Raw genomic sequence first — 23872 nt, 5'->3', positions numbered from 1 at the left:
GACCGCTTTAGCAGTATCCGGTGGCGATGCTTGTGATGGAGGTCACGAAGATCGCACCGACGACCGCCCGAAAGGCCCCCTCTGTTTGTCGCGCCAGCGCAGCCGCGGTTCGGCGGCCCCGCCGGCGTTCCGGCGAGTTCCACTAGCCGTCGCCGATATGCCCCCGATATTGCGGCAGATTGTCCGTAATTTCGTGCCAGGGCGCCTTCGAGCCGACGAAAATATGGGCGCTCGGCCGGATCGAAGGGGCATCGACCAGGGCTCCCATGGCGACATGGACCCATTGTCCGTTGCGTACCCGGGAGTAAAGCAGCGAGCCGCATCGCCCACAATGGGCGTCATGGGCGGTGTCGTCGCCGAAAATGAGACGCTGGTCGTCCCCCCTGACGATGCGGAGCTTGTCCTGCGGGATGCCGGCGAACGGCTTGAAGGCCGAGCCGGTGGTGCGGCGGCAATTCGAACAATGGCAGTTCATCGCATAGGAGAACGCGTCGGTCACCTCGAAGCGGACGGTGCGGCAGTAGCATTCGCCGATCAGGATACGTGCGTTCGAATTTTCTGATCCGGTCATGGCAAGCCCTGGCGCAAATGGCTGACACACCCATAGCGCATTTTGATGTCTAAGACTAAGTTCGCCGCAAGCCATCATGCAAAAGGGTGACCCATGAGCCAGAACCGTTCGAGCGTCGAAGCCGTCGTGCAATCCTATTTTGACGGCCTTTACGAGAGCGACGCCGAGAAGCTCGGCGCCATCTTCCATCCCTCGGCAGATTTGCGCTGGGTCGAGAAGGGCGAGTTGCAGGTGCTGTCTGTGCCCGACTGGCTCGAGCGCGTGCGCAAGCGTCCCTCCGCCAAGGCCGAGGGCAAGCCGCGCGAGGATTTCATCGTCACCATCGACCGCTCGGACGAGAAAACCGCCTTCATCAAGGTCCGGTGCCAATTGCCGCCGCGCTACTTCACCGATTATTTGGTGGCGATGAAGCTCGCCGACGGCTGGCAGATCGTGTCGAAATCGTATCGGTATGACCTGAGGGAGTGACGAGGCAAACCTTCCGCTGCCCGAATTCGGACGCGCTTGCCCCTCATTCTCCGTCATTGCGAGCGCAGCGAAGCAATCCAGAATCTTCCCGCGGTGACAGACTGGATTGCTTCGCTGCGCTCGCAATGACCGTGCGGATGCACCATACGCTGCATCAACCCCTGCCCCCTCGCCCGAAAGCTCCCATGCTTGTCGATCGCCGCTCCCTGCTCGCCTCCCTGTGCTGGATCGCCGCGTCTCCCGCGCTCGCCGCGGAGGCGCCGGCCGAACTCGAATCCTACGAACGCGAGAGCGGCGGGCGGGTCGGGCTCTATGCGGAGAACCTTGCGACCGGTGCAAAGCTCAGCTGGCGCGCCGATGAGCGCTTCGTCATGTGCTCGACCTTCAAGGCCTCGCTCGCGGCTTGCGTGCTGGCGCGGGTCGATCGCGGCGAGGAGCAACTCGCGGCCATGGTCCCTTACGGCAAGGCCGACCTGCTGGAATATGCGCCTGTCGCCAAGCAGAATCTCGCGGCCGGCACGATGTCAGTCGCCGAAATGTGCAAGGCGATCGTCGAGCTCAGCGACAATACCTGCGCCAATCTGCTGCTGGCACGGATCGGCGGGCCGGCTGCCCTCACGGCATTCTGGCGATCGATTGGCGATAACACCTCGCGGCTCGATCATAATGAGCCCGAGCTCAACCGCTCGCCGCCCGGCAATCCCCAGGACACCACGACGCCAGCGGCGATGGCGGGCAATTTGCGGCGTCTGGTGGTGGGCGACGCCCTGTCGCCGGCCTCGCGTGCCCTGCTCACGGAGTGGATGGTGAACTGCAAGACCGGCGCGAACCGGCTGCGCGGCGGCCTGCCCGCAAGCTGGACCATCGGCGACAAGACTGGCAACAACGGCAAGGATGCAGCGGGCGACATCGCGGTCGTCTGGCCCAAACCCGACACGTCGATCCTGATCACGGCTTACGTCCAGGGCGGCGCGCCGAATGCGGCGCAGATCGAGGCCGTGTTCGCGCGGATCGGTCGGACGGTGGCTGCGCGGCTGGCGTCAGCCGCGCATTGACGCAGCAGTCGCTTCCGGGTCAAGACAGGCTGCCATGGAAGCGAAGTTTCAAACTTTTCTCATCCTGCTCGCCGTATTGGCGGGCGTGGCGCTGGCCGCACGCCGCTTCAACATCGCGCCCGCCATCCTGCTGATGCTGGCCGGCGTCGGCCTCGCCTTCGTGCCCGGCATGCCCCAGGTGGAATTGCCGCCGGAACTGGTGCTGCTGATGGTGCTGCCGCCGCTGATCTACTCGGCCAGCGTCGCCATGAGCTGGCGCGAGTTCAGGAAGAATTTGCGCCCCATCGTGCTGCTCGCGGTCGGCGCCGTGATCTTCACCGCAGCGATGGTGGCGGCCGCGACGCATTACATCATCGGCCTGCCCTGGACCATCGCCTTCCTGCTCGGCGCCATCGTCGCGCCGCCCGACGTGGTGGCGCCGCTCGCGATCGCGCGCCGGCTCAACATGCCGCGGCGGCTCCTGGTCATCCTCGAGGGTGAAGGGCTCGCCAACGATGCCACCGCGCTGATCCTCTACCGTTTTGCGCTGGCCGCAATCATGGTCGGACATTTCTCGCTGCCGCTTGCGGCCGGCGAATTCCTCCTCATCGTCGCCAGCGAGATCGCCTTCGGCATCGGCGTCGGTTGGCTCTCCCTTCGCTTCCGCAAATGGTCCGGAGATCCGCAGGTCGAGCTGACGCTGTCGCTGATCACGCCCTACGTGTCCTATTGGCTGCCCGAGCATGTCGGCGGCTCCGGCGTGATCGCGACCGTCGCCTGCGGGCTCTATGTGAGCTGGAACGGTCCGCTGCTGATCTCGTCGGCGACGCGGCTGCAAGGCATCTTCTTCTGGGACCTCGTGATCTACCTGATCGAGGGCGTGCTGTTCCTGCTCACGGGCTTCCAGATGCGCGCGCTCTACGAGAAATCGAAGGCGTTCCCGCTCGACGACATCCTGATCGCAACCGCCGTGGTCCTGGTGATCGTCGTGATCGCGCGCTTCGCCTGGCTCTATCCGGCAACCTATCTGCCGCGGATGCTCAGCAAGTCGCTGCGCCAGCGCGATCCGTCGCCACCATGGCAATGGCCGTTCGTGCTCGCCTTCACCGGCGTGCGCGGCGCGGTGTCGCTCGCGGCCGCGCTGGCGCTGCCGTTCACGTTGCCGGACGGCGAGGCCTTTCCGTATCGCGACCTGATCCTGTTCGTCGCCTTCGGCGTCATCTTTGTCACGCTGATCGGCATCGGCCTCACGCTGCCGCCGGTGGTGCGCTGGCTCGGCGTCGCGCAGGCCGGCCGCAACGAGCATGTCGCCGAGCACGAGGCCGAGATCGCCGCGCGCCGCCAGGCCCTCGACGCCGCGCTGAAGTCGCTCGAAGCCATGACCGCGGGACAGGAAGTCTCCGGCGAGGTGATGCGGCTCCTGCGTGCACGTCACGAGATCCGCGTCAACCAGCTGCCGGATTCACTCGATCCCGCCCACCACGACGTTTCCGCCGCCGGCACCGCGCTGACCCGCGACTTGATCGCCGCCGAACGCAAATTCATTCACAACCTGCTGCGCGACGGCCAGATCACCGACGAGACGCGGCGGCGGATCGAGCGCGACCTGGATCTGGAGGAGGCGAGCCTGGCGAACCGGGAGTATCGGGGCGGGCCGTTGTAACAGCGGAGCAATCTACCGCCTCTCGCAGAACTGCCTCATCGCGGCCGCGACGGCTCCCGCGACGGCCTCGTGCCGCTCCGGCGAGTTCATCTCCATTTCCTCATCGCGGTTGATGATCGAGCCGGCCTCCAGCAGCACCGCGGCGCTTCGCGTCCGCGACAGCACGACGAGCCCGTCATAGCGGTAGACACCGACATCCTTGTCGAGCAACTGGCGCCGATAGCGGCCCATCACTGGCAGAGTGTACTGGCTGGCATAGTGCAGGCCCTGCTCCTTCAGCTGCCCGCCGATCATCCGGGCCAGCGTCAGGCTGGTCGCGAAGTGCGGATTCTGCCGCGACACGAACAGCGAGTGGCCCGAAAAGCGGTCGCTGAAATAGCTCCTTGCGCCGTCGAACTCCCAAGTCTCGAGCAGCTTGTCCGGCACCGAATCGTGGTGCACCGACAGCAACAGATCGGCCCGGCCGTCATTCGCGGCACTGACCCGCTTGAACAGGCTCGGCCGCGCCTTGCCGTCCGTGACGAGCAGGCGGGTCGACGCGAAGCCTTCGGACTTGAGCTTCGCCGTGATGCGTTTTGCGAGAACGAGATTGAAGCCGAACTCCGGATCGTTGCGCGCGCTGAGGGCGCCGTAGGAGTCCGGGGTGTGCCCGACGTCGACCACGATCCGGAATTTCGGCATCTCGCATCTGGTCGGTGATTGCGGCTGCTTGGGCTTGGCTTTCGCGATCTTGCGCGCGGCGGCGGCCTCGCTGCGGCCGGCAGGCAGGAGCGATGACAACAGGATCGCGGCGACCAGTCCGGCGATGATGCTGCGCGATGGCCCCACGCGTTGCTCCGCTGCCGCGGCCTGCGGACGGCCGACGAAGCCCGCGACATCGCCAAGACGTTCCAGCATCACGGCCGGCAGCTCCTTGGACTTGCTGGTGACGCAGGCGTTCCGGAACCGGATTCGGGCAGGAATTTATTGTCCTCTGCGCGAAGCATGGAATATCCCCCCGATTTGCTTTCGGGAAGATTGGCGCGGGACCGGCAGGACGTCAACGCAGGAGCTGCACAGATCATGTCGTAGGGGTGGGCAAAGGCGCCCTTGCGCCGCGCCCACCATCTCTCTCGATCGCAAAAAATGCGTGGGCACGCTGCGCTTTGCCCACCCTACGGCACCGCGGCCTAGACCGGCCACTCCCCCTTCACCGTCACGCGCGTGCCAGAGCGCGTGTGCGGCCAGTAGTCCCACATCGCGCGGTGCTGGGTGCAGCGGTTGTCCCAGAACGCGATCGCGTTCTCGGTCCAACGGAAGCGGCATTGGAACAGCGGATTTTCGGCGTGCTGGTACAGATAGGCCAGCATCGCATCGCTCTCGTCGCGGGGGATGCCATTGATGTGGCGGGTGAATCCGCGATTGACGTAGAGCGCCTTCTTGCCGGTGACCGGGTGCGTGCGCACCACGGGATGCTCGGCATGCGGATAGGACGGACGATCGGCGACGCCGTAATTGGCGTAGAGCCCGCGATAGATCGGCTCGCCATCGTGCAGCGCGGTGAGCCCGTCGAGATAGGCCTTCATGCGATCCGACAGCGCCTCGTAGGCGGCGTACATGCTGGCGAACAGCGTGTCGCCGCCGCGCGGCGGACATTGCTTGATGTAGAGGATCGAGCCCATCGGCGGCTCGAGATCGCAGGACACATCGGAGTGCCAGCCCTCGCCGTTGGCCCGCGGCGAGTTCTTGTCGGCGTAGATCTTCATCAAGGCCGGGTCTTCGTCCTCATGCGGCGCGGCGGGATGAAAATGCAGCTCGCCGAACTTGCGGCCGAAGGCGAGATGCTGCTGCGGCGTGATATGCTGGTCGCGGAAGAAGATGACGAGGTTCTCGGCCAGCGCGCGGTGGATCTCGTCCATCTGCCGGTTGGAACGAGCATCGCCCGAGACGAGCGAGCCGATGTCGACCCCGGAGATTTCCGCGCCGATGATCGGCGTGAGCTTTTCGACCGCGATGGTCTCATAGGGCGCGCCGTCCTCGGCCGTGTGGCGATAGCGCGGCCCCTGCTTGCCGGCGAGTGAGCTCATGGGTGTGCTCCCAATCATTATTGATTGAGAGCCATCGTAGCGCGCGGTGACAGATACGCAATCTGCGCTGCAAACACAGCCGTCGTCCCGGGGCGCGCAAAGCGCGAGCCCGGGACCCATAACCACAGGATCGGGTTTGACGAAGATTCGGAGCGACAGCTCACCATAACCACAACGGCCTGTGGTTATGGGCCCCCGCCTTCGCGGGGGCGACGAGCAGAGCGCGGGCTGCAGCTGAGTGAAATTACTCCGCCGCGGTCACCGGCACCTTGGCGCCCTGGCCGTAACGCTGCTCGATATAGTCGATCACCAGCGCCTTGAAGTCGGCGGAGATGGTGGGGCCGCGCAGCGTGCGAAACTTCTTGCCGTCGACGAAGACGGGCGCCGCCGGCGCTTCGCCGGTGCCCGGCAGCGAGATGCCGATATTGGCGTGCTTGGATTCGCCCGGGCCGTTGACGATGCAGCCCATCACCGCGACGTTGAGCTCCTCGACCCCCGGATATTTCGTCTTCCAGACCGGCATCTCGTCGCGGATGAAATCCTGGATCGAGCGCGCCAGCTCCTGGAACGTGGTCGAGGTGGTGCGGCCGCAGCCGGGGCACGCTGCGACCAGCGGCACGAAGGTGCGGAAACCCATGGTCTGCAGCAGCTCCTGGCCGACCTGCACTTCACGGGTGCGATCGCCGCCGGGCTCAGGCGTCAGCGAGATGCGGATGGTGTCGCCGATGCCCTGCTGCAAGAGGATGCCGAGCGCGGCCGAGGACGCCACGATGCCCTTCGTGCCCATGCCGGCTTCGGTCAGGCCGAGATGGATGGCGTAATCGGAACGGCTGGCGAGGTCCTGATAGACCGCGATCAGATCCTGCACTGCCGAGACTTTTGCGGAGAGGATGATGCGGTTCTTGGGCATGCCGAGCTCTTCGGCGCGCGCCGCCGAGAGCAACGCGGACTGCACCATGGCCTCGCGCGTCACGGCGCGGACGTCGCGCGGATTGGCGGAGGCTGCGTTCTCGTCCATCAGCTTGGTCAAGAGCTCCTGGTCGAGCGAGCCCCAATTGGCGCCGATGCGGACCGGCTTGTTGTTCTTGTTCGCGATCTCGATGATGTCGGCGAACTGGGTGTCGCGCTTGTCCTTGAAGCCGACATTGCCGGGATTGATACGGTACTTGGCGAGCGCCTCGGCGCAGGCCGGATAGGCCGCGAGCAGCTTGTGGCCGATATAGTGGAAGTCGCCGATCAGCGGCGTGGTGATGCCGCGCTTGGCGAGGCCGTCGCGAATGTGCGGAACGGCGGCCGCGGCTTCCTCGCGGTCCACGGTGATGCGGACCATTTCGGAGCCGGCGCGCGCCAGCGCTGCGACCTGGGCAATGGTACCGTCGATGTCGGCGGTATCGGTGTTGGTCATCGACTGCACGACGATCGGCGCACCGCCGCCGACGGCGACGTCGCCGACCTTGACCTGGGTGGTACGATGGCGCGGTGCAGGCCCCGCGATGTCGGAATCGATGGTGGTTTCGGGCTTGTTCATGGGGTCCAAATATCAGGTTTTGGTGACGTTCAGCAATGCATCAGCCGGCGCCGCAGCCGTTTGGCTCGGACGGTTAACCAGAAAAAGCCCAGCAATTACAAGGAGGGCAGCCGCCCCGAATGCCAGGCTTAGGGTGTCGTGCATGATGAAATAGCTACCCACCACGCCAAACAAAGGGGTGATGAAGGTAAAAGCCGACAATTTGCTGGCCGAATAGGCCTTCACCAGCGCGAACCAAAGCGTGAACGTGGTTCCAACCACCCAGATCGCCTGGAACGCCATCAGGCCGAGCGACAGCGGCGCCGGCATGTGGGTGATGCTCTCGCCGAACAGCCAGGCCGCGAGCCCCAGGATCGGGATCGAGGTGGCGACCTGATAGCCGAGCGCCTTCTCGGGCGCGGCAAACCGCAGCCGCGTGCCCTTGGCCACCAGCGTGGTTGCCGCCCACAGCGCGGCGCCGCCGACGATCATGAGGTCGCCGAGCAGGACATGCGAATCGACATTGGGCTGCGGCACGCCGATCGCGAGGGCGACGCCGGCAAAGCTGATGGCGAGGCCCAGCCATTGCGAGGCGCCGAGCCGCTCGCCAAGCACCTGGTAGGAGCCGAGCGCAACGAAGAACGGCGCGGTGTAGAGGAACACCACCGCGCGCGACGCGGAGGTGAGACGCAGACCCTGGAAGATCAGCACGAATTCGATGCCGAACATCAGCCCGGCAATCAGGCCCGGCTTCCAGGTGTCGTCGTTCTCGAAGAATTTGACGCCGCGAAACGTGCCGATGATGAACAGCACCGGCAGCGCGCCCGCCGAGCGGATCGTAGCCTGGAGCATCGGCGGGATGTCCGGCAGCACCAGCTTCACCGCGATCTGGTTGAACCCCCAGGTCAGGCACAGCATGAGCATCAGGGCGATGGCGCCGGCACTGAGGGGACGTGCGGCGGCGTGGTTAGCTGGTGATGAGGACATGTCTTCCCGAAAAACCGGCTTTGCGCCGTTGTTGCTCTATGCAGCTTTCTGGCAATGGGTGCAGACGCCCGTGATCTCCACCACGGACAGTTTCGGAGCAAAGCCCGAGCTGCGTGCCGCGGCATTGAGATCCCCGGCGAATGACCCCGACGGGATCTCCCCGACTAGGCCGCAGCGCTCGCAGATCAGGAACGCCACCGCCGAGGTCGCGTCGTGGTCGTGGGCGGCACAGGCGAGGTAGGCGTTGCGGCTCTCGATGCGGTGCACGAGACCGTTGGCCATCAGGAAATCGAGCGCGCGATAGACCGTGATCGGCGCCGGCCGCGACATGGACTTGGCGAGCTCGTCGATCACCTCGTAAGCGCCGAGTGGGCGATGGCTGGAGAGCAGCGCTGCCAGCACCTGGCGGCGGATCGGCGTGAATTTCTGCGCGCGCTGCTCGCAAACTTCCTCGGCATGCGCCAGCGCGTCCGCAGTGCAGCGGCCGTGATCGTGATCGGGCGCGGGAAATGCCGGCTTGGCGAGGGTCATGCACCGACAATCTTAGCATCCGGGCCGGGGAACCCAAAGCGCGACCGTGCAGACGGCTGCCAGCCATGCTCACGCTGCGGGGCAGCCTCCTCTGAACTCGCCATGGGAATAATCGTAAGCTTGCTTATTATATTTCGAGCTTATTGGAGACCAAGCTCATGAGCCGCGGGTCCGTCGACCAGAACTTCCTGTTCACGCTGGGCGAGCTTTACCGCCTCTTGCGAGTCTATGCCGACAAGGAGGCAAGGCGGTTCGGCATTACCCGCGCGCAATGGGCGGTGCTGGCCAAGGTCGAGCGCAGCGAGGGCATGAAGCAATCGGAACTCGCCGAGCTGCTCGAGATGCAGCCGATCACGCTGACCCGCCTGATCGACAAGCTTTGCAACAATGACTGGATCGAGCGCCGCAACGACGCTTCGGACCGCCGCGTCAAGCGCCTCTATCTCAAGAAGGCCGGCCGGCAATTGCTGGGCCGGATGGGCGGGTTGAAGTCCGAGCTGACGGCCAACGCGCTCGACGGCATCGCACCGGCGGACGCCCACCGCCTCCTGTCCCAGCTCGAGACCATCAAGGAAAACGTGCGCACCGCGATCCAGAGATCCGGCGCTGAGCAAGCACGCAAGGAGCAGCGCTATGGCTGACCAAGTCCTCAAGTTCCAGCCCGAGCAGAAAACCGAGAGCGGCAAGCCCACCAAGAAAGCGGGCACCGACCCGCGCCGCCGCCTGGTCGCGGGCCTGCGCCGCTATCGCCGTTTCCTGCTCCTGGTCGTGCTGCCGGTCATCGTCGCCATCGGCGGTGTCACCTTCTACCTGCATGGCGGCCGCTATGTCGGCACCGACGACGCCTATGTCGGCGCCCAGAAAGTGCTGGTGACGCCCGACATCTCCGGCAAGATCCTGAAGGTGGTCGTGAAGGAGGGCCAGTCGGTCAAGCGCGGCGACGAGCTGTTCGAGATCGACCCCGTTCCGTTCCGCCTCGCGGTGGACGAGGCCAAGGCGCAGCTCGCGCAGGCCCGCACGACCTATGACAACCTCGTCGCCAACATCAAGATCTACGGCGACATGCTCGATCTGGCCCGGCAGGGCATCGATCTGAAGAAGCGCGATGTCGAGCGCAAGCAGGCGCTGGTGAAGAACAATTTCGGCTCGCAGCTCGACCTCGACAACGCCTCGAATGCACTGGTCACCGCCGGCGCGCAGGCGCAATACATCAAGCAGCAACTCCCCAACGCCAGGACGCAGCTGCTCGGCGACCCCGAATTGCCGCTGGAGCAATTCCCGCCCTACGCGCAGGCGAAGGCCAAGCTGGACGATGCCCAGCGCAACCTCGATCACACCGTGCTGCGCGCGCCGATGGAAGGCGTGGCGACGCAGGTCGAGCAGATCCAGCTCGGCCGCTACGTCGCCGCCGGCACGCCGGTATTCTCCATCATCGACGTCGCCCACCCCTGGGTCGACGCCAATCCGAAGGAGAGCGACCTCACCCACGTCTCCGCCGGGCAGCCCGTCACGCTCGAGGTCGACGCGTTCCCGAGCCATGTCTTCAAGGGCAAGATCGGCTCGCTGTCGCCCGGCACCGGCGCGCAATTCGCGATCCTGCCGCCGCAGAACGCGACCGGCAATTTCGTCAAGGTGGTGCAGCGCGTGCCGATCCGCATCTATTTCGACGAGACCGACAAATACGTGCGGAAGCTGAAGGCCGGCATGAGCGTCTATGCCACCATCGACACCGGCCATCAGCGCTCGCTCGCCGGCCTCCTCGGCCTGTCGGCGACCGCGAGTCAGGACAAGGACTAAACCGATAAAGCAAAGACTGATCCGATGTCCGACGCCAATGCCAGCCTGATGGTCCCCGGCCTGCGCCGGAACATGGTGACGATCTGCGCCATGACCGCGACCGTCATGCAGGCGCTGGACACCACCATCGCCAACGTCGCCCTGCCATACATGCAGGGCTCGCTGTCGGCCTCGCAGGACCAGATCAACTGGGTGCTGACCTCCTACATCGTCGCCGCCGCAATCATGACGGCGCCGGTGGGCTGGATCGCCAACCGTTTCGGCCGCAAGCGCATCTTCATCATCTGCTCGGCCGGCTTCACCATGGCCTCGGTGCTGTGCGGCCTCGCGCAGGACATCAACCAGATGGTGCTGTTCCGCCTGCTGCAAGGCGTGTTCGGCGCCGCCCTGGTGCCGCTGTCACAATCGGTCATGCTCGACTATTACACGCTCCAGGAGCGCGCCAAGGCGATGTCGATCTGGGGCATGGGCGTGATGATGGGCCCAATCATGGGGCCGTCCCTGGGGGCCTGGCTCACCGAGACCTATTCCTGGCATTGGGTGTTCTTCGTCAATCTGCCGTTCGGCGCCATCACCGTGCTCGGGCTGATCCTCTTCATGGACGAGACCAGGAAGGACCTCAGCCTCAAATTCGACTGGTTCGGTTTCGCCGCGCTGGCAATCGCGATCGGCTCGCTGCAGCTCGCCCTGGACCGCGGCGAACAACTGGGCTGGCTCGAATCGGGCGAGATCCTGGCGGAGTTCATCGTCTCGGCCGTCGCCTTCTACTTCTTCCTCGCGCACTCCTTCACGACCTCGACACCGTTCATACGCTTCGCGCTGTTCCGGGATCGCAACTTCGTCACCGGCTGCGTGTTCATGGTCGTGATGGGGCTCGTGCTGTTCTCGACCATGGCGCTGGCCTCGCCCTACATGCAGAACGTGATCGGCTATCCCATCATCACCGCCGGCCTGCTGCTGGCGAGCCGCGGCATCGGCACCTTCTTCGCGATGATGCTGGTCGGCCGCATGATGCGCTATTTCGAGGCGCGCACGCTCATCATCTCGGGCCTGGCGCTGACTGCGGGCTCCCTGTTCCAGATGACCGGCTGGACCGACCTGACCCAGGTGCCGGAGATCGTGACCGTCAGCGTCATCCAGGGCTTCGGCTTCGGCCTCGTCTTCGTGCCGCTCTCGACCGTGGCCTTTCTGACACTGTCGAACGACCTGCGCACCGACGGCACCGCGATGCTGACCCTGATGCGCAACGTCGCGAGCTCGGTCGGCATTTCCGTGGTCATCGCCGAGCTGACGCAGGGAACGCGGCGGACCTACGCGATTCTCTCCGAGCACATCAACCCGTTCAATCACGCGCTGCAGATGCCGGACGTCAGGGGCCTGATCAATCTGTCGACCGACGCCGGCCGCGCCATGGCGGACAGGATGGTCAGCGTGCAGGCGCAGATCATCGCCTTCGCCCACGACTACCAGCTGGTGATGATCTTCATCCTCTGCACCATCCCGCTCGCCTTTCTGATCGGCTCGACCAAGGCCACGCTGCGCAGGCAGGCGGCCGGGCCGGAACATGCGGTGATGGAGTAGTAGATCTCTCGTGCCCCGGACGCAGCGCAGCACGCAAGTGATGCGCTGCAGAGCCGGGGCCCATGCCTGCGGCGCGATGGGTCCCGGTTGCGGCGCATCGCTACGCGCTGCACCGCGCCCGGGACAAGAGCCGGGCTACAACAACTCCTCGCAGCCCAAATCGTCCACCGCCGCCATCGCCCGCTCCAGATTATTCCACCAGATCACCGGCGGGATGTTGATGCTCCACTGCCAGACCGGCCTCGTGATCTGCCAGAGCACGGCCCAGCGGTAGTCGCGATCGAGCGCGCCGCGCGTATAGCCGGTGATGCCGCTGTCGATCAGCGTGTCATGGTAGAGATTGAGCAGCGCGCGTTCGAGCGCCTGCCGGCGCTCCGGATACCAATGCATCGCCATCATGTAGGCGAGATCATGGGTCGGAACGTTGATGCTCCACAGGTCGAAATCGAAGATCCGCACGGTGTCGGCGACGCCCGCGCGCGGCACCAGGAATTCCAGACATGGGCATCGCCATGGGTGATGCTGAGATGACGGCGTGAGTGGTAGCGCTGGGACAGCCGGTCCGATTGATCAATGAGACGCCGATAGAGCGTGCGCCGCTCCTCGCTGAGGCGATCACCGAGATAATCGGCAAAGCGGTCGTAATGTCCGGCGAAGGTCTCCATGCGCTCCGCGCTATCCTCAGGACTCGCGAAGGTGCCGATGGAATCGCCGAGGCCCGGGTGGTCCCACCAGGCCGCATGCCAGCGTGCGAGCGTCGTCACGATCGCGATCGCCTGATCGCGCGATGGCGGCAGCGGCCAGGCCGCCGCGACGTCGTGGCTGTCGGTGAGGTCCTCGAGCAGAAGATGCCAGGCGAGGCTGTCCTCGTCGAAATGACCGTCGAAGCAGCTGGGCACGAGTCCCGGCGGCATGCTCGGCGTCAGCTGCGTGTAGTATTCCACCTCGCGCCGGCCGCCGTTGGCAAGTTTCTCGGCGAAGGCGGAATTCGCGGTCTTCAGGATCAGCGAGTGCGGGGCGCCGGCGGATTCGCCGACATAGCGCAGGCCAAGCCGGACGATATGGGACACGAGGGTGTCGCGCTGGTGCAGCACCTTCACCTCGCGCACCGCGCCTGCGTCCAGCACGCCGCCCCGGCGCAGCGCGGCCGTCAGTCGGGCAGGCTCAACGACCGCCGGCAATTGTAGAGTAGTCATGAACCACGATGCCCCTGTCCCGCGCCATACTGCACGATCGCCCCCCGGACACCAGCAGCCGAGATGCCGCCGAGCTCAGGCTGCCGCGGTCGAGTCGCGCACGGTCCGCACCACGACCGACCGTAGCTGTTCGAGATTGGTCGCCATGCCGGCGATCGCCTGCCTGACCTCCGCGGCGCGCTCGTTCACGGAGGCGGCGTCGCGGCTGACATTGCCGATCTTGGCCGAGACCTCTTTCGCCGCAGTCGCCGATTCGGAAATCGACCGCGCGATCTCCCGCGTCGCGGCGTCCTGCTGTTCCATCCCAGCGGCGACCGAGGTCGCCACGCCGTCGATCTCGACGATGTGCGCTCCCATCGTCTCGACGGCATCGACCGCGGCCTGCGTCGAGGCCTGGATCTCGGCGATCAGCCGCGCGATCTCCTCGGTGGATTTGGCGGTCTGGTCCGACAGGGATTTCACCTCGGCGGCGACCACGGCGAAGCCGCGGCCGGCCTCCCCGGCGCGCGCTGCCTCGATCGTGGCGTTGAGCGCCAGCAGGTTGGTCTGGCCGGCGATGCCGCCGATGAGGTCGGAAACCTCGGCGATCTTCTTCACCGATCCGGCCAGCGCCTGGATGGTCGAACGCGCCTGCTCGCGGCCGGCGACCGCCGATTTCGTGACCGTGCTGGTCCGCGCGACCTGGCTCGCGATCTCGCGGATCGAGGCGCTCAGTTGCTCGGCCGCGGCCGAGACGGTCTGCGAACTTCCGAGCGCCTGGGTGGAGGCTGCGGCGACGGCCTGCGACTCTGCCGAGAGCGAACTTGCAATCTCGGACAGGCTGGTGGCAACCCGCTCCACGCCCTGGCTCGCCGCGCTGGCGGTGTCGACCGAGCGGCCGGTCTCACGCTCGACGGTCTCCGCCATCTGTTGCAGCGCGCCACGCTTGGCCAGCGCCGCCTCCTGCTCCTGCCGCAACTGTTCCTCGCGCAGGCGGGAATTCTCGACCGCCGCCTGCTTGAACACCACAAGCGCACCCGCCATCGAGCCGACCTCGTCCTGGCGGTGGGTGAACGGAATGTCGGCGGCGAGATCGCCGGTCGAAAGCTTCTGCATCGTGTCCGTCATGCGCACGATCGGGCGCACCACGCCGACGGCAACGCCGAGCAGGCCCGCGGCAACAAAGGCCAGGACGGCGGCGGAGACGCCGAGGAGGATCCAAAGCATCGAGCTGTCGCGGTCTGCGGCCAGCTTCTCCATGGCGGCATTCTGCTTGTTGGCGCTCTCGACGATGCTGTCGATCACGGCGCGATGCGCGGTGTAGGCCTCCTTGAGCTGGGCATAAGCGCGCTCCGACGCAGCCGCATCCTTGGCCTTGAGGGCCGGCAGGAGCTGGTCGGACGCCTTCCAGAATTTCTGCACTTCGGCGTCGGATTTCGACACCAGCGCCGTCTTCAGGTCGGCCGAGAGGCTGGAGGAGACCCAGAAGGCCTTGCGCTCGTCGTAGTCCTTGCGGAGCTGAACCAGGCGCTCTCCGTGGGCCGCCAGCTGATCCGGCTCACGCATGGCCAGCGTCGCCTCGAGATAAGCCTCGATGACATATTCCGGCGGCGGCAGAATGTCCGCGATGAGGTCGTTGCCGAGCTTGATGTCGGAATAGAGCGGACCGCCGACCTTGAGCTCTTTCAAGGCGTACAGGCTGGTCGAAACCACGGCGGCAAAGCCGATGGCGAGAACGATGCCAAACGCAACGATCGCAGAGGACAACGACAGACGAAATTTCATGAAACAATCCGGGGCGACGTCGAAACTGCGACCACCCTAGACCAATACGGTAAATACGGAATTGCTTCGCGCCGGAATTGTGTCGCGCGAATCCCGCACAAGTACGGGAATTGTCGCCAAGCCAATCGGAATTTGAGTCAGCGAGGCTGAAGCACCAGAGTGGGAAGACAGCGTTCGAGCCTGATGCAACGCAGCATCGGCCTTTGATGCACCTATTTGCACATAATGCGAGATGCGCGCCGAGGACCGGGCCCCCGGGCGCGCATTGCTCAGACGTCGAAGAACACCGTCTCGTTGTCGCCCTGGAGCCGCAGGTCGAGCCGGTAGATGGACTTGCCAGCCTCCCGCACGGCAATCAGCGTGGCACGGCGATCGGCGGGCACCAGCGCCAGCACGGGATCGGCGGCGTTGCCGGACTCGTCGCTGAAATAGATGCGGGTGTAGAGGTGCCGCAGCATGCCGCGGCCGAACACCGCAACGAGGATGTGCGGCGCCTGCGGCTTGCCGTCGGGATCCGGCACCGCGCCCGGCTTGATGGTCTCGAAAGCGTAATGGCCGTCCTTGTCGGTGCCGCAACGGGCAAAGCCGCGGAAGCTCGCATTCGGCAGCGCACGCGTGTCCTGCGGGTCGGCAAAGCGCCCCTTCGCGTCCGCCTGCCAGATCTCCAACATGCAATCCGGCACGGCGACACCATCGCCGTCGAACACGCGGCCTTCGATACGGATGCGGTCGCCCGTGACGTCGGGGGTCAGCGTCGAGTGCGTGAATGCGTCGTTCCAGGCGTACTCGCCGGTCGGCGTCAGGCCGTATTTGAAGAACGGGCCGACGGTCTGCGACGGCGTGATCCCATTATCCTGCACTTAGCTGTTCTCCATGGGGGTGGCGTTCTTGCCGCGCAGCACGATGTCGAACCGGTAGCACAGCGCCCATTCGGGCTGGGTGTTCTCTAGATCGAACGAGGAGACCATCCGCGCCCGCGCCTTCTCGTCCGGCACCGAGTTGAAGATCGGGTCGAACGGAAACATCGGATCGTTCGGGAAGTACATCTGCGTCACGAGGCGCGTGACGAAGGAATGTCCGAACACCGACAGATGGATGTGCGCCGGCCGCCAGGCATTGTGGTGATTGCCCCAGGGATAGGCGCCGGGCTTGATGGTGACGAAGCGATAGTAACCGGACGCATCGCTCACGGTGCGGCCCGCGCCGGTGAAATTCGGATCGAGTGGCGCCGGATGCTGGTCGCGGACATGGACGTAACGGCCGCAGGAATTGGCCTGCCAGATCTCGACCAATGAGCTCGGTACGCCCCGGCCGTCCTCGTCGCGCACGTGGCCGTGGACGATGATGCGCTCGCCGAGCGGTTCGCCGCTGTGCTGGAGGGTGAGATCGTTGTCGCCCTCACGCACGGTCTCGTGGCCATAGACCGGGCCGGTGAGTTCCGACAACGTATGCCGCATCGGGATCAAGGGCTTGTTCGGCGCGCGCTTGATCGAGCTCTTGTAATCGGGCGACAGCGGCAGCGGATGCGCCTTGTTGCTGTCGGTGGGATAGATGAACGTCATAGGCGAACTCCTCCCCGGCCATTTTCGGTCCGGCCGGTCAACGCTTCCGGCAATCATTATAGGATATAACTAATTGGGGAAAGCGGGTTTTGGGGCCAGTACGCGCCGGATTTGGCCTGAAGCGCCTATTTAATCGGTGGCCGCGGCAGCGTGGCCTCGCCGGCTTCGAGCCGATAGGTGTGATCGAGCGAATACCAGGGCGCAACGACGTCCGGCACTGCCGGATGCGGCGAATCATGGCGCTGGAACTTGCCGATGAGAGCCCGTGTCACACCGAACTGCACATCGCTGTCGATATGCGGGTCGGCGGGATCGTAGACCTGCGAGATCAGCGTCTTGAATCCGGGCTTGAAGATCAGGGCGTGCAGATGCGCGGGTCGATAGGGATGCCGGCCCTGCGCCGCCAGCAAGCGGCCGACCACGCCATTGGTCGGGATGGGATAGCCGACCATCATCACCGAACGGAAGGAGAAGCGCCCATCCTGGTCGGTCGTGAACTTGCCACGCAGGTTCATGTCAGCCTGTTCAGGATCCTGGTTCTCGTAGAGGCCGACCGGGGACGCGTGCCAGACATCGACCTCGGCGCCGGGAACGGGACGGCCATCCTTATCCACAACGCGGCCGCTGACGAACAGCGGCGCGCCCGGGGTCTCCGAGCGCACGATCGAGCCGCCGTTCTCGACCCGCGGCGAGTTCAGCCGCCAGAACGGCCCGAGCAGTGATTGATCGGTTTCCGTATTGCCCTGATCGCCATTGTTGAGCAGGCACACCAATGAGGAAACGCCGAGCGAGCCTGCCATCAGCACGACTTCGTTGTGCGTGTCGGTCGAGAGCTTGCCGAGCTCGGCGATAACAGCCGTGGCGTCGCGAAACTCCTTCTCGGTCAGGCGGACATCGCGGACGAAGGCATGCAGATGCTTGACCAGGGAGCGCATGATCTGGCGCATGCGCGGATCGGAGGTCTGCTCCATCACCGCCAGTGCCGCGGCCGTGACGTCCTGCTCGCGCTCGATGATCATGCCACTATTTCTCCCTGTCATTCCGGGGCAGCCCGACAGGGCTGAACCCGGAATCTCGAGATCCCGGATTCCGCCCTATCGGGCGGCTCCGGGATGACCGGACGCTATGCGTCCGGTCAGTTCAGCTTCTCGATCGCAACGGCCACACCCTGGCCGACGCCAACGCACATGGTGGCGAGTGCGAGCTTGCCGCCACGCTTTTCCATGCCGTGGACGGCGGTGAGCGCGAGGCGCGCGCCGCTCATGCCGAGGGGATGACCGAGCGCGATGGCGCCGCCATGCGGATTGACGAAATCGGCATCATCGGCGACGCCGAGCTGGCGCATACAGGCGATGCCCTGGGAGGCGAAGGCCTCGTTGAGCTCGATCAGGTCGAAATCGCTGATCTTCTTGCCGAGGCGCTCCATCAGCTTGCGGGTCGCGGGCACCGGGCCAATGCCCATGATGCGCGGCGGCACGCCGGCCGAGGCCAGGCCGAGGATGCGGGCGCGGGGCGTCAGGCCATGCTTCTTCACAGCTAGCTCCGAAGCCAGGATCATCGCGGCAGCGCCGTCATTGACGCCGGAGGCGTTGCCGGCGGTCACGGTGCCCGGGTTGCGCACGATCGGCTTCAGCTTGGCGAGGCCTTCCAGCGTGGTCTCGGGACGCGGATGCTCGTCCTTGTCGACGGTGATGGGGCCGGCCTTGCCGCCGGGAATGGTGATCGGCGTGATTTCTTCCGCAAAATAGCCGGAGGCGATCGCCTTGCCGGCGCGCTGCTGCGAGCGGATCGCGAAGGCGTCCTGGTCGGCGCGCGAGACCTGGAATTCCTCGGCGACGTTCTCGCCGGTCTCCGGCATGGCGTCGACGCCGTACTGCGCCTTCAGCAGCGGATTGATGAAGCGCCAGCCGATTGTGGTGTCGAAGATCTCGGCGGAGCGCGAGAAGGCCTCCTGCGCCTTGCCCATCACGAACGGCGCGCGGGTCATCGACTCGACGCCGCCGGCAATGGCGAGCTCGATCTCGCCGGAGCGGATGGCGCGGCCCGCGGCGCCGACCGCATCGAGGCCAGAGGCGCAGAGCCGGTTCAGGGTCTGGCCGGGAACCGAATCCGGCAGACCTGCGAGCAGGAGCGCCATGCGCGCGACGTTGCGGTTGTCCTCGCCGGCCTGGTTGGCGCAGCCGAAGAAGACTTCGTCCACTTGCGCCCAGTCGAGATTGGGGTGCTTGGCCATCAGCGCCTTGATCGGGGCGGCGGCGAGATCGTCGGCGCGCACCTTGGCGAGCGAGCCGCCGAAGCGGCCGATCGGGGTCCGCACGGCATCGCAAATAAAGACGTCACGCATCGTTGTTCTCCCTGAATGCCGCGGTTCGGCCCAAATTCTTCAATGACGGCGGAGTTTTAGGAGGGCGCCCGCGGCAGGTCAATTGACGGTTTCGCGGGTGGCGTATTCGGATCGGCGTCATGAAATTCCCTCGTCATTCCGGGGCGCCCGAAGGGCGAGCCCGGCGCATCCCGGAATGACGACGGGAAATGTGGCAGTTCCTCGCCCCACGCGGACAACGTGGAAAACCTCGTCTCTCCGGCCAAAGCGATAGGAGCAGGTGCCGAAATTTTGTAGGTTGCGCAGCCCATGACGATGCAACAGCCGATCCCAGCACCGCCCGCCGACGAAGCGCCCGCACCACCGGCGGAAGCCGCCGCGCGCGTCACGCCGATGATGGAACAATATCTGGAGATCAAGGCGGCGCATCCGGGCCTCCTGCTGTTCTACCGGATGGGCGATTTCTACGAATTGTTCTTCGAGGACGCCGAGATCGCCTCCAAGACGCTCGGCATCGTCCTGACCAAGCGCGGCAAGCATCAGGGCGCCGACATCCCGATGTGCGGCGTGCCGGTCGAGCGCTCCGAGGACTATCTGCACCGTCTGATCTCGGCCGGACACCGGGTCGCAGTCTGCGAGCAAACCGAGGATCCCGCCGCTGCGAAAGCGCGCGGCAACAAGAGCGTGGTCCGCCGCGGCGTGGTGCGGCTGGTCACGCCGGGCACGCTGACCGAGGACACGCTGCTCGACGCGCGCGCCAACAATTACCTGCTGGCAATCGCGCGCGCCCGCGCCTCCGGCGGCGGCGATCGCTTCGGTCTTGCCTGGATCGACATCTCGACCGCCGAGTTCATGGTCACCGAATGCTCCGCCGGCGAGCTCGCCGCGACGCTGGCGCGCATCAACCCGAACGAGGCGATCATCACCGACGCGCTCTATAACGACAGCGAGCTCGGACAGACCCTGCGCGAGCTGCCGGCGGTGACGCCGCTGACCCGCGACGTCTTCGATGGCGCCACCGCCGAGAAACGACTGTGCGACTATTTCGCGGTCGCGACCATGGACGGGCTGGCGCAGCTGACCCGCCTCGAGGCCACCGCCGCGGCCGCCGCAATCACCTATGTCGACCGCACCCAGGTCGGCAAGCATCCGCCATTGTCGCCGCCCGCGCGCGAGGCCTCCGGCGCGACCATGGCGATCGATCCGGCCACGCGCGCCAATCTCGAGCTGACGCGGACGCTCGCCGGCGAACGCCGGGGATCGCTGCTCGATGCGATCGACTGCACCGTGACGTCGGCGGGCTCGCGCCTGCTGGCGCAGCGACTGGCGGCGCCGCTGACGGATGCGCCCGCCATCGCGCGCCGGCTCGATGCGGTCAGCACCTTCGTTGCCGATTCAGCCGCGCGCGAGGACATCCGCAGCATCTTGCGCGGCGCGCCCGACATGTCGCGGGCGCTGGCCCGTCTCTCGGTCGGTCGCGGCGGACCGCGCGATCTCGCCGGCATCCGCGACGGCATCATCGCCGCGGACCAGGTGCTGACGCGGCTCTCCGAAGTGGATGAGCCGCCGCAGGAGATCGCGGCGGTGATGGCAGCGCTGCAAAGGCCGTCGCGCCAGCTTGCGGCGGAATTCGCCAGCGCGCTGGACGAGCAGCTGCCGCTGATCAAGCGTGACGGCGGCTTCGTTCGCCAGGGCTATGAGCCTGCCCTCGACGAAGCGCGAAACCTGCGCGACGCCTCGCGCCTGGTGGTGGCCTCGATGCAGGCCCGCTATGCCGACGCGACCTCCGTCAAAGGCCTCAAGATCCGCCACAACAACGTGCTCGGCTATTTCGTCGAGGTCACCGCGCAGCACGGCGACAAGCTGATGTCGCCGCCGCTGAACGCGACCTTCATCCATCGCCAGACGCTGGCAGGGCAGGTGCGCTTCACCACCTCCGAGCTCGGCGAGATCGAGGCCAAGATCGCCAATGCCGGCGACCGTGCGCTCGGACTGGAGCTCGAGATTTTCGAGCGGCTGTCGGCGAAGGCCACGGCGATCAGCGACGATCTGCGCGCCGCTGCCCACGCTTTTGCCTTGCTCGACGTCGCGACATCGCTCGCAAAACTCGCGGTCGACGATAATTACGTGCGACCGGACGTGGACGGTTCCCTCGGCTTCGCGATCGAGGCCGGCCGCCACCCCGTGGTCGAGCAGGCCCTGAAGCGCAATGGCGAGCCGTTCATCGCCAATGCCTGCGATCTGTCGCCGGCGCCCGGCCAAAGATCCGGCCAGCTCTGGCTACTCACCGGTCCCAACATGGCCGGTAAGTCGACCTTCCTGCGCCAGAACGCGCTGATCGCGCTGCTCGCCCAGATCGGCAGCTTCGTGCCGGCCGCGCGGGCGCGGATCGGCATCGTCGACCGGCTGTTCTCGCGCGTCGGCGCCGCCGACGATCTCGCTCGCGGCCGTTCCACCTTCATGGTGGAGATGGTCGAGACCGCGGCGATCCTCAATCAAGCCGGCGAGCGCTCGCTGGTGATCCTGGACGAGATCGGCCGCGGCACCGCGACGTTCGACGGGCTCTCGATCGCCTGGGCCGCGATCGAGCATCTGCACGAAAGTAACCGTTGCCGCACTCTGTTCGCTACGCATTATCACGAGCTGACCGCGCTCTCGGCCAAGCTGCCGCGAATGTTCAATGCCACCGTGCGGGTGAAGGAGTGGCAGGGCAATGTCGTGTTCCTGCACGAGGTGCTGCCGGGCTCGGCCGACCGCTCCTACGGCATCCAGGTGGCCAAACTCGCCGGCCTGCCGCCGGCGGTGATCACGCGCGCGAAGTCGGTTCTCTCCAAGCTGGAGGCACAGGACCGCGGCCAGACCGCGCGCGCGCTGGTGGACGACCTGCCGCTGTTCGCCGTGCCCTCGCGCGCCGCAGCGGAAGCCGCCCCGCCGAGCGAGGCCGAGCTGCTGATCGCAGCGGTGAAGGCGCTGCACCCCGACGAGATGTCGCCGCGCGAGGCGCTGGATGCGCTCTATGCATTGAAGGCCAGGCTGCCGAAGCAATAGTGGCATCGTAGCCCGGATGAGCGAAGCGACATCCGGGGACGTATGTCCCCGCATATCGCTGCGCTCATGCGGGCTACAAATGCAGGCTGGATAGCCTACGCCCGCGCCGCGATCGCCGCCGCTTCCGCCGCGGCGCGCTGCATGCTGGTCGACATCTCGTTCGTCACGGTGCTCTGCTCCTCGATCGCCGCGGCCGTCGACGTCACGTATTCGCTGACGTTGTTGATGGCCTGCTTGATCGAACCGAGCGCGTTGACGACGTCGCCGGAGATGCCGTTGAGGCTGCCGATCTCCGCGCCGATCTTGTCGGTAGCCTGCTTGGCCTGGTTGGCGAGGCTCTTGACCTCCGAGGCGACCACCGCGAAGCCGCGGCCGGCTTCGCCCGCGCGTGCGGATTCGATCGTGGCGTTGAGCGCGAGCAGGTTGATCTGTCCGGTGATGTTGTTGATCAGCTCGACGATGCCGCTCATCGCCTGCGCGGCTTCGGTGAGGCGCTGCGCCTGGGCGTCCGCGGTGGCGACCTGATCCACCGCACTCATCGCGGTCTCGCGCGATTTGGTCATCGCCTCGGAGATCTCCCGCACCGAGGCGTTCAGCTCCTCCGAACCCGCGGCGACCGATTCCATCATGCCGCGCACGCGCTCGTTGCCCATGCGGACCAGCACCTGCTTGGTGACGTCGGTGGCGTATTTCACGACCTTGAACGGCTTGCCGTTGAGATCCATGATCGGATTGTAGGAGGCCTGGATGTAGACCTCCTTGCCGCCCTTGCCGATGCGCTTGTATTCGGCCGCCTGGTATTCGCCGCGATTGAGCGCCGCCCAGAACTCGCGATAGGCGCCGCTGTCGCGCTCGCTCGGCTCGACGAACATGCTGTGATGATGGCCCTTGATCTCGGCCAGCGAATAGCCGAGCGCGCCGAGGAAGTTGGCATTCGCGGTGATGATCGTGCCGTCCATGTTGAACTCGATCACGGCCTGGGCCTTGTCGATCGCCGCGATCTGGCCGGCGAGATCGGCGTTCTTCAGCTTCTGCGCCGTGACGTCGGTCGCAAACTTCACGACCTTGAAGGGCTTACCCTTCTCGTCGAAGACCGGATTGTATGAGGCCTGGATCCACACTTCCTTGCCGCCTTTGCCGATGCGCTTGTATTCGGCGGCCTGGTATTCACCTCGGTTGAGTGCCGCCCAGAACTCGCGGTAGGCGGCGCCATCGCGCTCTGAAGGCTCGACGAACATGCTGTGGTGCTTGCCCTTGATATCGGCCAGCGAATAACCGAGCGCGCCAAGGAAGTTGGCGTTGGCAGTGACGATCGTACCGTCCATGTTGAACTCGATGACCGCCTGCGAACGGTTGGCGGCGGCAACTTGCGCTCCGTAGTCGAGATTCTGCAGACGGACCGAGGCGTCGGACCATTCCACCACAACTCCCGCGCGGCTGCCGTCGTCGTTCTTCACGGGAGTTGCAACGAGGTCGAATTTCCGATCGCCGACCTCGATCATCGCGCGATGCACGCTGTTGAGGCTCGCAAGCATCTGGCGCTGATGCTGCGGGTTCTTGTGAAACACGTCGATGTTGGTCCCGACGAGCGTGTCTACATTGAAGTGCGGCAGCTCCTTCTTGAGATCGGCCTCGGCTGCTCGAAGCAAATCCGTCACAGCGTTGTTCATGTAGATGATCTTGAGGTCGTTATCCGCAACCATCAGATTGGCGCTCACGACCTTGGCCGCCATCAACGTAACTGCGTCGGTATTCGACTTGCGCTTGAACATGA

At 65.5% G+C, this 23872-nt stretch carries 21 protein-coding genes; 7 read left to right on the top strand and 14 right to left on the bottom strand.

The genetic code is table 11. From position 1 onward, the window contains the following. Nucleotides 1–142: 142 nt before the first annotated feature. The gene (locus AC066S_RS13895) at nucleotides 143–571 is read right to left on the bottom strand and encodes a GFA family protein (protein WP_478269948.1); all 429 of its coding nucleotides are present in this window, start codon (nucleotides 569–571) and stop codon (nucleotides 143–145) included. A 93-nt stretch (nucleotides 572–664) separates the two neighbouring features. Between AC066S_RS13895 and AC066S_RS13890 the strand changes: the two genes are divergently transcribed. From AC066S_RS13890 to AC066S_RS13880, 3 genes are all read left to right on the top strand, one after another. Next, nucleotides 665–1039 carry a nuclear transport factor 2 family protein gene (locus tag AC066S_RS13890; protein ID WP_126257121.1) on the top strand — a complete coding sequence of 125 codons (375 nt, stop codon included), beginning with the start codon at nucleotides 665–667 and terminating at the stop codon, nucleotides 1037–1039. Nucleotides 1040–1224: 185 nt separating this feature from the next. After that, the gene (bla, locus tag AC066S_RS13885; protein ID WP_478269947.1) at nucleotides 1225–2094 is read left to right on the top strand and encodes a class A beta-lactamase; all 870 of its coding nucleotides are present in this window, start codon (nucleotides 1225–1227) and stop codon (nucleotides 2092–2094) included. A 34-nt stretch (nucleotides 2095–2128) separates the two neighbouring features. Then, entirely contained in the window at nucleotides 2129–3736 is a 1608-nt protein-coding gene (locus AC066S_RS13880) for a Na+/H+ antiporter (protein WP_478269946.1), read from the top strand. Between the two features lie 12 nt (nucleotides 3737–3748). Here AC066S_RS13880 and AC066S_RS13875 read toward each other — a convergent pair whose 3' ends face one another. From AC066S_RS13875 to AC066S_RS13855, 5 genes are all read right to left on the bottom strand, one after another. Next, a complete protein-coding gene (locus AC066S_RS13875; RefSeq protein ID WP_478270025.1) occupies nucleotides 3749–4564 on the bottom strand; it encodes an N-acetylmuramoyl-L-alanine amidase in 816 nt (271 codons plus the stop codon). A gap of 341 nt (nucleotides 4565–4905) precedes the next feature. Beyond that, nucleotides 4906–5802 (bottom strand): TauD/TfdA dioxygenase family protein, encoded by an 897-nt coding sequence (locus tag AC066S_RS13870; RefSeq protein ID WP_478269945.1) that lies wholly within the window; start codon nucleotides 5800–5802, stop codon nucleotides 4906–4908. A gap of 244 nt (nucleotides 5803–6046) precedes the next feature. Then, a complete protein-coding gene (ispG, locus tag AC066S_RS13865) occupies nucleotides 6047–7330 on the bottom strand; it encodes a flavodoxin-dependent (E)-4-hydroxy-3-methylbut-2-enyl-diphosphate synthase (RefSeq protein ID WP_126257117.1) in 1284 nt (427 codons plus the stop codon). A 12-nt stretch (nucleotides 7331–7342) separates the two neighbouring features. After that, nucleotides 7343–8233, bottom strand: a complete 891-nt coding sequence (locus AC066S_RS13860; protein WP_478270024.1) for a DMT family transporter — start codon at nucleotides 8231–8233, stop codon at nucleotides 7343–7345. 99 nt (nucleotides 8234–8332) lie between these two features. Continuing rightward, nucleotides 8333–8827 (bottom strand): Fur family transcriptional regulator, encoded by a 495-nt coding sequence (locus AC066S_RS13855; protein WP_126257115.1) that lies wholly within the window; start codon nucleotides 8825–8827, stop codon nucleotides 8333–8335. A gap of 158 nt (nucleotides 8828–8985) precedes the next feature. Here AC066S_RS13855 and AC066S_RS13850 point away from each other — a divergent pair, with 158 nt between their 5' ends. The 3 genes from AC066S_RS13850 to AC066S_RS13840 are packed head-to-tail and all read left to right on the top strand — an operon-like array spanning nucleotide 8986 to nucleotide 12205. Then, nucleotides 8986–9468, top strand: coding sequence for a MarR family winged helix-turn-helix transcriptional regulator (locus AC066S_RS13850; RefSeq protein ID WP_126257114.1), 483 nt, complete (start codon nucleotides 8986–8988; stop codon nucleotides 9466–9468). Beyond that, nucleotides 9461–10624, top strand: a complete 1164-nt coding sequence (locus AC066S_RS13845) for an HlyD family secretion protein (RefSeq protein WP_478269944.1) — start codon at nucleotides 9461–9463, stop codon at nucleotides 10622–10624. The genes AC066S_RS13850 and AC066S_RS13845 overlap by 8 nt, the downstream gene beginning before the upstream one ends. 24 nt (nucleotides 10625–10648) lie before the next feature. Then, nucleotides 10649–12205: an MDR family MFS transporter gene (locus tag AC066S_RS13840; protein WP_478269943.1), complete on the top strand. Its 1557-nt coding sequence runs from the start codon at nucleotides 10649–10651 to the stop codon at nucleotides 12203–12205. Nucleotides 12206–12340: 135 nt separating this feature from the next. On the opposite strand, the gene AC066S_RS13835 is transcribed toward AC066S_RS13840, so the two are convergent. The 7 genes from AC066S_RS13835 to pcaF form a co-directional block, all read right to left on the bottom strand. Then, nucleotides 12341–12664 (bottom strand): hypothetical protein, encoded by a 324-nt coding sequence (locus AC066S_RS13835; RefSeq protein ID WP_478270023.1) that lies wholly within the window; start codon nucleotides 12662–12664, stop codon nucleotides 12341–12343. Continuing rightward, on the bottom strand, nucleotides 12601–13401 hold the full coding sequence (locus tag AC066S_RS13830) for a protein kinase family protein (protein WP_478269942.1): 801 nt from the start codon (nucleotides 13399–13401) through the stop codon (nucleotides 12601–12603). The genes AC066S_RS13835 and AC066S_RS13830 overlap by 64 nt, the downstream gene beginning before the upstream one ends. Nucleotides 13402–13476: 75 nt before the next feature. After that, a complete protein-coding gene (locus tag AC066S_RS13825) occupies nucleotides 13477–15165 on the bottom strand; it encodes a methyl-accepting chemotaxis protein (RefSeq protein ID WP_126257110.1) in 1689 nt (562 codons plus the stop codon). Between the two features lie 269 nt (nucleotides 15166–15434). After that, complete coding sequence (gene pcaG / locus AC066S_RS13820) at nucleotides 15435–16025, bottom strand: protocatechuate 3,4-dioxygenase subunit alpha (RefSeq protein ID WP_126257109.1); 591 nt, start codon at nucleotides 16023–16025, stop codon at nucleotides 15435–15437. Then, a complete protein-coding gene (pcaH, locus tag AC066S_RS13815; protein WP_478269941.1) occupies nucleotides 16026–16727 on the bottom strand; it encodes a protocatechuate 3,4-dioxygenase subunit beta in 702 nt (233 codons plus the stop codon). A gap of 125 nt (nucleotides 16728–16852) precedes the next feature. Beyond that, nucleotides 16853–17746, bottom strand: coding sequence for a dioxygenase family protein (locus AC066S_RS13810; RefSeq protein WP_478269940.1), 894 nt, complete (start codon nucleotides 17744–17746; stop codon nucleotides 16853–16855). Between the two features lie 116 nt (nucleotides 17747–17862). Then, nucleotides 17863–19071 carry a 3-oxoadipyl-CoA thiolase gene (gene pcaF / locus AC066S_RS13805; RefSeq protein ID WP_126257106.1) on the bottom strand — a complete coding sequence of 403 codons (1209 nt, stop codon included), beginning with the start codon at nucleotides 19069–19071 and terminating at the stop codon, nucleotides 17863–17865. A 288-nt stretch (nucleotides 19072–19359) separates the two neighbouring features. On the opposite strand from pcaF, the gene mutS reads away from it, so the two are divergent. Next, complete coding sequence (gene mutS, locus AC066S_RS13800) at nucleotides 19360–22098, top strand: DNA mismatch repair protein MutS (RefSeq protein ID WP_478269939.1); 2739 nt, start codon at nucleotides 19360–19362, stop codon at nucleotides 22096–22098. 95 nt (nucleotides 22099–22193) lie between these two features. Here the strand turns inward: mutS and AC066S_RS13795 are convergent, their stop codons facing one another. Next, nucleotides 22194–23870: a methyl-accepting chemotaxis protein gene (locus AC066S_RS13795; RefSeq protein ID WP_126257104.1), complete on the bottom strand. Its 1677-nt coding sequence runs from the start codon at nucleotides 23868–23870 to the stop codon at nucleotides 22194–22196. Nucleotides 23871–23872: the final 2 nt, after the last annotated feature.

The organism is Bradyrhizobium sp. CFUWI (assembly GCF_056429085.1).
This window is presented reverse-complemented; position numbering and strand designations above follow the sequence as displayed.

Excerpts from the sequence above, each read along its gene's own strand:
- AC066S_RS13810 (WP_478269940.1), bottom strand. The coding sequence starts at position 17,746 with ATGATCATCGAGCGCGAGCAGGACGTCACGGCCGCGGCACTGGCGGTG.
- AC066S_RS13860 (WP_478270024.1), bottom strand. The coding sequence starts at position 8,233 with ATGCTCATGCTGTGCCTGACCTGGGGGTTCAACCAGATCGCGGTGAAG.
- AC066S_RS13895 (WP_478269948.1), bottom strand. The coding sequence starts at position 571 with ATGACCGGATCAGAAAATTCGAACGCACGTATCCTGATCGGCGAATGC.
- AC066S_RS13870 (WP_478269945.1), bottom strand. The coding sequence starts at position 5,802 with ATGAGCTCACTCGCCGGCAAGCAGGGGCCGCGCTATCGCCACACGGCC.
- AC066S_RS13795 (WP_126257104.1), bottom strand. The coding sequence starts at position 23,870 with ATGTTCAAGCGCAAGTCGAATACCGACGCAGTTACGTTGATGGCGGCC.
- mutS (WP_478269939.1), top strand. The coding sequence starts at position 19,360 with ATGACGATGCAACAGCCGATCCCAGCACCGCCCGCCGACGAAGCGCCC.
- bla (WP_478269947.1), top strand. The coding sequence starts at position 1,225 with ATGCTTGTCGATCGCCGCTCCCTGCTCGCCTCCCTGTGCTGGATCGCC.
- AC066S_RS13845 (WP_478269944.1), top strand. The coding sequence starts at position 9,461 with ATGGCTGACCAAGTCCTCAAGTTCCAGCCCGAGCAGAAAACCGAGAGC.
- AC066S_RS13850 (WP_126257114.1), top strand. The coding sequence starts at position 8,986 with ATGAGCCGCGGGTCCGTCGACCAGAACTTCCTGTTCACGCTGGGCGAG.
- AC066S_RS13855 (WP_126257115.1), bottom strand. The coding sequence starts at position 8,827 with ATGACCCTCGCCAAGCCGGCATTTCCCGCGCCCGATCACGATCACGGC.
- AC066S_RS13830 (WP_478269942.1), bottom strand. The coding sequence starts at position 13,401 with ATGACTACTCTACAATTGCCGGCGGTCGTTGAGCCTGCCCGACTGACG.
- AC066S_RS13880 (WP_478269946.1), top strand. The coding sequence starts at position 2,129 with ATGGAAGCGAAGTTTCAAACTTTTCTCATCCTGCTCGCCGTATTGGCG.
- pcaF (WP_126257106.1), bottom strand. The coding sequence starts at position 19,071 with ATGCGTGACGTCTTTATTTGCGATGCCGTGCGGACCCCGATCGGCCGC.
- ispG (WP_126257117.1), bottom strand. The coding sequence starts at position 7,330 with ATGAACAAGCCCGAAACCACCATCGATTCCGACATCGCGGGGCCTGCA.
- AC066S_RS13825 (WP_126257110.1), bottom strand. The coding sequence starts at position 15,165 with ATGAAATTTCGTCTGTCGTTGTCCTCTGCGATCGTTGCGTTTGGCATC.
- pcaH (WP_478269941.1), bottom strand. The coding sequence starts at position 16,727 with ATGACGTTCATCTATCCCACCGACAGCAACAAGGCGCATCCGCTGCCG.
- AC066S_RS13890 (WP_126257121.1), top strand. The coding sequence starts at position 665 with ATGAGCCAGAACCGTTCGAGCGTCGAAGCCGTCGTGCAATCCTATTTT.
- AC066S_RS13840 (WP_478269943.1), top strand. The coding sequence starts at position 10,649 with ATGTCCGACGCCAATGCCAGCCTGATGGTCCCCGGCCTGCGCCGGAAC.